The sequence below is a fragment of the Bradyrhizobium sp. WSM4874 genome, assembly GCF_055811835.1.
In genome coordinates, this window is the sequence record NZ_JBVVPR010000084.1 from 1 (window position 1) to 7,329 (window position 7,329).

6 protein-coding genes and 4 pseudogenes are annotated in these 7,329 nt (G+C 63.9%); 3 read left to right on the forward strand and 7 right to left on the reverse strand.

The genetic code is table 11. From position 1 onward, the window contains the following. Positions 1-218 precede the first annotated feature (218 nt). Positions 219-434, reverse strand: a complete 216-nt coding sequence (locus tag AC0L3P_RS38195) for a hypothetical protein (RefSeq protein ID WP_473309198.1) — start codon at positions 432-434, stop codon at positions 219-221. A gap of 532 nt (positions 435-966) precedes the next feature. Here AC0L3P_RS38195 and AC0L3P_RS38200 point away from each other — a divergent pair. Next, complete coding sequence (locus AC0L3P_RS38200; RefSeq protein ID WP_473309199.1) at positions 967-1,257, forward strand: hypothetical protein; 291 nt, start codon at positions 967-969, stop codon at positions 1,255-1,257. A 21-nt stretch (positions 1,258-1,278) separates the two neighbouring features. Further along, positions 1,279-1,437 carry a hypothetical protein gene (locus AC0L3P_RS38205; protein WP_473309203.1) on the forward strand — a complete coding sequence of 53 codons (159 nt, stop codon included), beginning with the start codon at positions 1,279-1,281 and terminating at the stop codon, positions 1,435-1,437. Positions 1,438-1,461: 24 nt separating this feature from the next. Here AC0L3P_RS38205 and AC0L3P_RS38210 read toward each other — a convergent pair whose 3' ends face one another. The 3 genes and pseudogenes from AC0L3P_RS38210 to AC0L3P_RS38220 form a co-directional block, all read right to left on the reverse strand. Next, entirely contained in the window at positions 1,462-1,614 is a 153-nt protein-coding gene (locus tag AC0L3P_RS38210; protein ID WP_473309200.1) for a hypothetical protein, read from the reverse strand. 112 nt (positions 1,615-1,726) lie between these two features. After that, a pseudogene (scpB, locus tag AC0L3P_RS38215) lies at positions 1,727-2,419 on the reverse strand (SMC-Scp complex subunit ScpB). 1 nt (position 2,420) lies between these two features. Continuing rightward, positions 2,421-3,361, reverse strand: a pseudogene (locus tag AC0L3P_RS38220) (DUF1403 family protein). Positions 3,362-3,484: 123 nt separating this feature from the next. Between AC0L3P_RS38220 and AC0L3P_RS38225 the strand changes: the two are divergent. After that, a pseudogene (locus tag AC0L3P_RS38225) lies at positions 3,485-4,629 on the forward strand (tyrosine-type recombinase/integrase). A 19-nt stretch (positions 4,630-4,648) separates the two neighbouring features. Here the strand turns inward: AC0L3P_RS38225 and AC0L3P_RS38230 are convergent. From AC0L3P_RS38230 to repC, 3 genes and pseudogenes are all read right to left on the reverse strand, one after another. After that, positions 4,649-5,062, reverse strand: coding sequence for a PIN domain-containing protein (locus AC0L3P_RS38230; RefSeq protein WP_473255947.1), 414 nt, complete (start codon positions 5,060-5,062; stop codon positions 4,649-4,651). Then, complete coding sequence (locus AC0L3P_RS38235) at positions 5,059-5,307, reverse strand: type II toxin-antitoxin system VapB family antitoxin (protein ID WP_473309201.1); 249 nt, start codon at positions 5,305-5,307, stop codon at positions 5,059-5,061. Before AC0L3P_RS38235 ends, AC0L3P_RS38230 begins: the two co-directional genes overlap by 4 nt. A 319-nt stretch (positions 5,308-5,626) precedes the next feature. Then, a pseudogene (gene repC / locus AC0L3P_RS38240) lies at positions 5,627-6,684 on the reverse strand (plasmid replication protein RepC); the annotation flags it as partial. Positions 6,685-7,329 lie beyond the last annotated feature (645 nt).

The window sequence follows — 7,329 nt, forward strand, 5'->3', positions numbered from 1 at the left end:
TCGATCCCCAGGAAAGTCCTTGGCCTACGTTTAAGCCGCGACAGGCATGAGTGGATGCTGACAGAATTCACGTCGAGGTGCATCTGGAGGGCCTTTGAAGCTGTCGGAAGCGCCGCATTGGCCGCGCTTTTTCTTCTCGTACGTACGTGAGAATACAGATTCACTATGGTACGACAAATATCTGTTCAAGATGAAGCAGTATTACATGCCTATGCCGCCTAGGTAGTCGTGTCGCAGTGCCTATGTAGCTCGGGTAGAGCAAAGCCACCCGGACGCGCGTCGCCAATCTCACCGCCGCTCTCCACGATCCGGCCTTTCGTCACCGGCCATTCCTGATAATCGACATCACGGAAGATAAAGAAATGGAGCAGGAACGCAGTCACAACTTCCAGAAGCACGTCATCGAGATTTCTGTGACAGCGACTGTCCAACATCAGATCATCTTGGGGACAGCTATGCCATGGCCAAACATTAGACCCGATCTGTTTGTCGGTAAGTTTTCTACCCTGGAGCAAGGGACTCTGAATTTTCTGTCACGCAAAGAAGGCCCTACTCAGCGTAGCGAGGCGCCGCTATGACAGCTCCTGTGCGCCATCCCTTGATGACGTGCGTGCCTAAGATTAAATGGGAGCATCACGGCTAAGGGGTCTCGCGCCGAGTCGCAGTGAGCAGGCTCAATTACATCCTCCTAAACGATGACCGCTTGTAGTGCTGAGCCTCGGGGCACCAAGCGCACTTGCTGTCGAGCTACGTTCGCGAGAACGCTTCCCTAGCTAGCTACTCCTGCGAAAATGATCGGCGGAGACAACGCGGAAATTCAAGATGAGTCGTAAGCGCTGTTTCGTCCCACCTTCCATGGAAGGCGTCGAGCGAGGAATGATCGATCTCTGATGGACATCGGCTTGTGTCTAAGCTCGACCATATGCTTGAGGCTAGAAGCCTAGAACCTCGATTCGTCGGGTCGAGGTGATCACGGAGAGCGGCCGATGCCGGCAGTTCTCGGCCGGCGACAAGGCGCGGTTCGTCGAGGAGACGCTGGCCCCGGGAGCCGTGGTATGGGAGGTCGCCGGCGGCACGGATTGTCGCCGCAACAGCTGTTTACGTGGCGTCGGCAAATGCGACAGCCGGTTGCGATCCCTGTGGGACCCGAGCCGCAGACGCCTGACCGCGGCGCAGCTGTCAGCCTTGCTGGAAGGACTGGACTGGAAGCGCGTCCACACCGCGCGCGAGACACCGTGGCCGATCCAGGCGAGTTGAACTGCGGCACAGTGAATCAGTATGCATGTCGCGCTCACGGGATGCCGCATCACGCTTCCGGAGGACCAGTTGCTGCTCGGGCTGGAGGAGGTCGAGCAGGTCGAGGCGAGCAGTGATGCAGCGACCGATGCAGCCAATCTGCCGAGCGATCGAGCCGACCTCTCAATCATCGTCACATAGAGGGGAGGATCGCCGATACAGTATTCACACCCACGGCTTAAGAAACTCTTCGACGCGCTCTCCATCTGCTTTCTGGCCAGGTTCAAACCGAAGTGCTTTCCATCGAGCGCCTTGCAGGATTGCTCCATCTTTGTAATGGCCCCCACAAAAATGAAGATAGCCGATCGAATCCAGCATTGCCCTTACTTCTGCCCGCCAGCTTTTAAAGTCGATCGCACGGGGCCGCCATGCATCCCGGGCAGCCGCTCACGCGATGAAAGCAAGGGGTCGCCTACATTTTGCAGTGCGGCTAGCCCGTCTCTGTCCACTCTGCAGCTTGTTCGTGTTGGTCCTGCTCTTCATCATCTGCCAGGTCGGGATCCGGCAACTCCCCGGCCAGCAGCTTGTCCTTGCTGAGCAGGCCTGCGTCCTCGAGCATGTCCATATCGGGCAGGTCGCGCAGGGTGTCGAAGCCGAAATGCGACAGGAAGCCCTTGGTGGTGACCTAGGTGTAGGGCGCCCCTGGCTGCGGCGCGCGCGGCCCGGATGCGATGAAGCCGAGGCGGCGCAGGTCAGCGATGTGGTCGCGGCTGACCTCCTTGCCGAAAAATTGCGAGAGCTCGCCACGGGTGATCGGCTGGTAGTAGGCGATGCAGATCAGGATCAGGCTCTGCTGCTGCGAGAGCGGCCGTAGCTGGCGCCCTAACCCGGTTGCGGTCCGGATCGCCTCGGCGAACACTTTCTTGGTGCGGTGCTGCCAGCCGCCGGCGACGGCGACGAGCTCGTACGGCCGGCCGCGCAGCTCGTCGCTGATATCGTCGATCAGAAGGTCGATGCTGCAATCGCGGCCGACAACGCGCGCCAGCGCCTCGTGCGGCACCGGCGCGGGTGAGGCGAAGATCACGGCCTCGACCCGGCCCATCCATTCGCGCCAGCGCAGCTCCGGCGGCAGGTCGGCCAGTTCAGTGTCAATCGCCTCGGTCGGGCGCGCGCGCGGTCCCATCTCAGAGCCCGTACAATCGAAAGCTCGGCCGTCCCGTGAGCTCGCGCACGGCACCGAGCGCCACCAGCCGCTCGAACAGCCGTCGCGCGCTGCGGTCACTGGCGTTCTCGCCGGCGCCCGCCGCCTGGGCGTCTTCCATCAGCAGGATCAGTACCATCCGATCGGCGTCGCGGCCGCGCAGCTTCGGTGCGATCTGGAGCAGCCGATTGGCCCGGCGCACGAGGTCGGCGTAGAGCTCCGCGGCGGGGGCCGCGGCGCGTGCATAGGCCAGCGCGCAGGCCGCCAACCAGGCCTCCTCCGGGCCGCCAATTTTGCCTGCGGCGCGCAGATCGGCGCGACGGAGCTGGCTTGCGATCAGCGGCACGGCCATCGGCCATTTCAGGCGATGGGCGAGCACGACGTCGGCAAGCCACAGGGCCAGCGGTTCGCTGGCGGGGACACGGCGCATGCTCATCGCCGCGATCTCGGCCGCGGCCGCGACCGCGCTTCCCTGCCCTGCCGCCAGCTTTGCCGCGGCGGTGACGACGTCCGCGAGCGCGTCGTTGCAGCCCAGCTCGAACTGCCTGGACAGCGTGATCAGCCAGTCGTCAGGCGCCATGGCGGCGCGCTCGCCGAGATAGCGCCAGGCCTTGAGAATGCGACCGCCGGGTCCGGGATCATCGGTCTCGCGGCGCAGATACCAATGGTCGCGCACCTCGCCTCGTCCTCGGTGCGTCCGCCATGGCGGGCGAGCACGGCGGCATTGGCGAGCGACAGGCGGTGGCGCCACAACAGGCCGAGCGGGTGGTCGTGACCGGCGATCGGATGGAGCGCGGCCAGCGCGGCGCCGGCGAAAAACGTCGCATCGTCAGCCGCGTCTGCGGATGCGAGCTTCCTCACCCACAGCGGAACGGGCGGGAAGGTCGGCGGCGGGTCAGGGATAATTCGCGGGCGCGAGGACATGGCTGAGCCTAATCCCGTACGGCGCTTTTGGCGATCGATTTCGCATCAAACCGCCGGACCTGTCGCTCGCTCACAACGAATGATAATGTTGCATTATCAGTCGTTTTCCTCATTATGTGGAACATGCCCGAAATCGCCGCCCGAACCTTCGAAAATCGCCCTCCGCAGGGCTCCGCCCCGCCTGCGCGCCCGGCGCCGAGCGACGATCGTGCCGCGGCGCAGACGTCGTTCGACAGCCCTAGCCGCCTCCCCTGCCCTGTTCCGGCGCCGGAATCCGGCCTGCCGGCGCATCTTGAGCGGCTCGCCGATCGCGCCCGCGACTATGTCGACGCAGCCAGCTCGGCGAACACGCGCCGGGCCTACAGCTCCGACTGGAAGCATTTTTCGGCGTGGTGCCGGCGTCAGGGCCTCGAGGTGCTGCCGCCGTCCGCGCAGACCGTCGGGCTTTACATCACCGCCTGCGCCTCGGGCGCCGCGACGGCCGATCGCCAGGCGAATTCGGTCGCGACCATCGAGCGTCGGCTCTCGGCCCTGACCTGGAACTATGCCCAGCGCGGCATGCCGCTGGACCGCACCGATCGGCATATCGCGACCGTGCTCGCCGGCATCCGCAACACCCATGGCGCGCCGCCCCGGCAAAAGGAAGCCGTCCTGCCCGAGGACGTCATCGCCATGCTCGAGACGTTCGATCGCGGCACGCTGCGCGGCTTGAGGGATCGGCCATGCTGCTGCTCGGCTTTGCCGGCGGCCTGCGGCGCTCGGAGATCGTCGGCCTGGATTGTGGCCGCGACCACACCGAGGAGGGCCGCGGCTGGGTCGAGATCCTCGACAAGGGCATGATCGTCACCCTGCGCGGCAAGACCGGCTGGCGCGAGATCGAGATCGGTCGCGGCTCATCCGGCGCGACCTGCCCGATCGTGGCCCTGCAGATCTGGCTGAAGCTCGCCCGAATCGGTCACGGGCCGCTGTTCCGCCGGGTACGGGGCGACGGCAAGGACGTCGGTCCGGATCGCCTGAATGACCAGCAGGTGGCGCGGCTGGTCAAACGCGCGGCGCTGGCCGCCGGGGTGCGCGCTGATCTGCCGCAAGCTGAACGCGAGGGAAAGTTCGCCGGACATTCGCTGCGCGCCGGCCTCGCCTCATCGGCTGAGGTCGACGAGCGCTACGTCCAGAAGCAGCTCGGTCACGCCAGCGCGGAACAGACTCGCCGCTACCAGCGGCGGCGCGACCGATTCCGGGTCAATCTCACCAAGGCCGCCGGGCTGTGAACCGCGCGACCGGGGCGGGTTAGAAGTTCCACGGCGAAATCAATTCGAGCCCTGTCGAGGCAAAATCACTGAGATTTCGGGTGGCCAATCTGCCGCCGTTGACGCGGGCGATAGCTGCGATCATCCCGTCGGGGGCCGACATCGGTTGGCCATGGCGCGCCGCCTCTCCCATGAGGTCGCCGTAGGCGAGTGCAGCCGCTTCCGTCAGGCCATAAATCCGATCGGCGAAACGTCGGCGCCAATCGGATAATCCGTGCTCCAGCCGCTCCGCGCGCTGGTCGGGCCTGATCTTCTGAATGCCGAAAGCGATCTCGGCGATCGTGACCGTGGGAAGTGCAAGCTCCGCATCGTGGCGAACCAGCCAGGCGATGACCGCATCGTCAGGGGCCTTCCTCAAAGTCTCCGATATCACATTGGTGTCGAGGAAAATCACAGGTCGGATCCAGTATGCGGTCGGCGCCCTGCGCGAATCACCGCTTCCAGGTCGATATCCGCGTCCCCACTCGTCCTCAGTCGGGCATAGAATTCCCCGGGCGGTTCGCGCCCAGCGACGCGTTCCTCGTAAGCTTCGAGTGCGCGCTCCACGACGTCCGCGATCGAGCGATTCTCCCGCCGCGCCAGACGATGGGCAAGAGCTCGTGCCCTTGCACTCCGGACTGAGAGCTGTGGTTCCGCCATAGCAAAGAGACTCCTCCCGGAGGAATATACGCCTGTGACGGCAAGCCATCAAGGTGGCATCTGCTGGCTAGCCATCTCTGGAACTGTTGCAAGCGCCTTTCGACAGTCAAAGCTTTGGTCACCCTCAGCCCAAGCAATGAGCTCGCCCATTCCGGTGTGAGTTGGCCGCCGTTCCGCCCAACTGGCGGTCGGCGCATCGTCTTTTCCTGCCGGGCTTTGGCTCATTTCGGGCGTCTGGCCAGCGAGGCGCGCAGTTCGGCGCTGGCGTGCGCCGGCTTTCCCGGCTCCAAGCGAGCGGTCCCGCCCCCCGGCGGGGTGGTTTCGCGCCGTCCAACTTGCCCCGCAGCAACGCCATGACCATCGGCCAGACCGAGAACTTACCGCCCTTCGCACGGTCAGTCAGGCTCCGCAGATAGCCGCCAGCATTGCTGATCTGGTCGGCTTTCTGGTGGATCGCCGCGAGCGTAATCGCGGCCTGCTGGTCGCCGAGCACATCCCTGGCCTCGCGCCACGCGCTCGGGCTGATTCCCAGCATCGGCCGGGCAAGTTCGGCGGCGGCCAGCAAATCCTTCCAGTGCCGGATTTCGCCGCCTTTGATCAGCCAGCGCATGTTCGGACAGGCATCCAGCACAATTCCCAAGGGGAGCTCTGTATGTGGCAACCGGAATGGGACTCATTGCCATCCAGATTCTGTGTTTTTGCAAATGTTTCCAGCAGCTCCCGTATCTCGCGCCAGAGCGCTTCCATCTCACCGCCGATGCTTTCCAGGAGCTGCCGTGGGGCCGTCCGCGGAATCCGCCCCGCAATCGCCTGGTAGACCTGCTGAAACCGCTTCCAGTTTCCGGGCACGCTTTCCTCGAGCCCGGCCTCGATCATCTTCACGATGTCGCGACGCAGGATGGTGAGCCGTTCCTTGGCAACGCGGAAAGCCTTCTTCTCGGCCTGCACGGTCGCCGCCAGCGTCTTGTACTCCTCGGCGCGGGCCACCATCGGGGCCAGGTCGAAGCCGTAGGCTTGCTCGATCTGTCCGCCCTGCCCCTTGCGCGCAAAGCGCTTGCCGTTCGGACTATCCCTGCGAATGATCAGACCGCAGTCGACCAGAACGGCGAGATGCCGGCGCAGCGTCGTGGGCGGCATCCCGTTGGCCCGCGCCATCAGCTGCTCGTTGGACGGCCAGACGATCAGCTCGCTGTCGGCCTCAAGCGCAATCTCCGGATGAAATGACAACAACGCGTGCAGGATCGCAAGCGCACGGTCGGTCGCCCCGAGAACCTGGCGCGCCTCCTTGATGTGCTGGAACACGTGCCATTTGTGAACAATCGCCGCCTCCGGCTTTGCCTTCGCCGCCAGCTGCCTTGAAATCATCCCAAGCGTCATCGGCCGCCGCCCAAAGGGCGTCGTTGATAGATGTCATGGTTGTGTCTTTCAGCTTCAGGCAAAGCGAAAGCGCTCACCAAAACGGCGTCCTACGCCTCACAGAGGCTCTTGACTGCGATTCGCGGAAGTGAGATTCTCGTTGTCGCCAAACATACGAGAGAGGCTTCCGGGACACTGTTTCGGGGGCCTTTCTTTTTACCGCATGCTACCTCTTTGTTGTTGCGCCACTGTCTGGCTTCGGCCGAGGCCTCCGCCATGCCCGCCACCCGACCCAAACCTTGTCAGCTGACCAGGTGGGACCGCGCGACGAAAATCACCCACCGCCTTGCTGAGCAAAAAATCTTTCGACCAGAGCGGGCAGCTCTTCCTCGAGAAAGGCACTGAACTCTGTTGCGTGCTTGTCCGAGACTATGAGTTGATATCGCCCTTCGAAAATGTTGCCTTCCCGAAGGTCTTTCCTGCCGGGCTGCGCAAGTGGAGCTCGTTATGAGATCGTGCCACGGGCTGCCTTACGGCGGCAAAAACGAGCTTAAATCGATCGTCGGAGGACAGCCGTGGGACCAAGTGAGGGGACAAAGGTTAAAACGCCCCCCGGAAAAACCGCCCCCACAAACAGCAGGGCCCCCAGCGCGCGGGTCCTAGCAG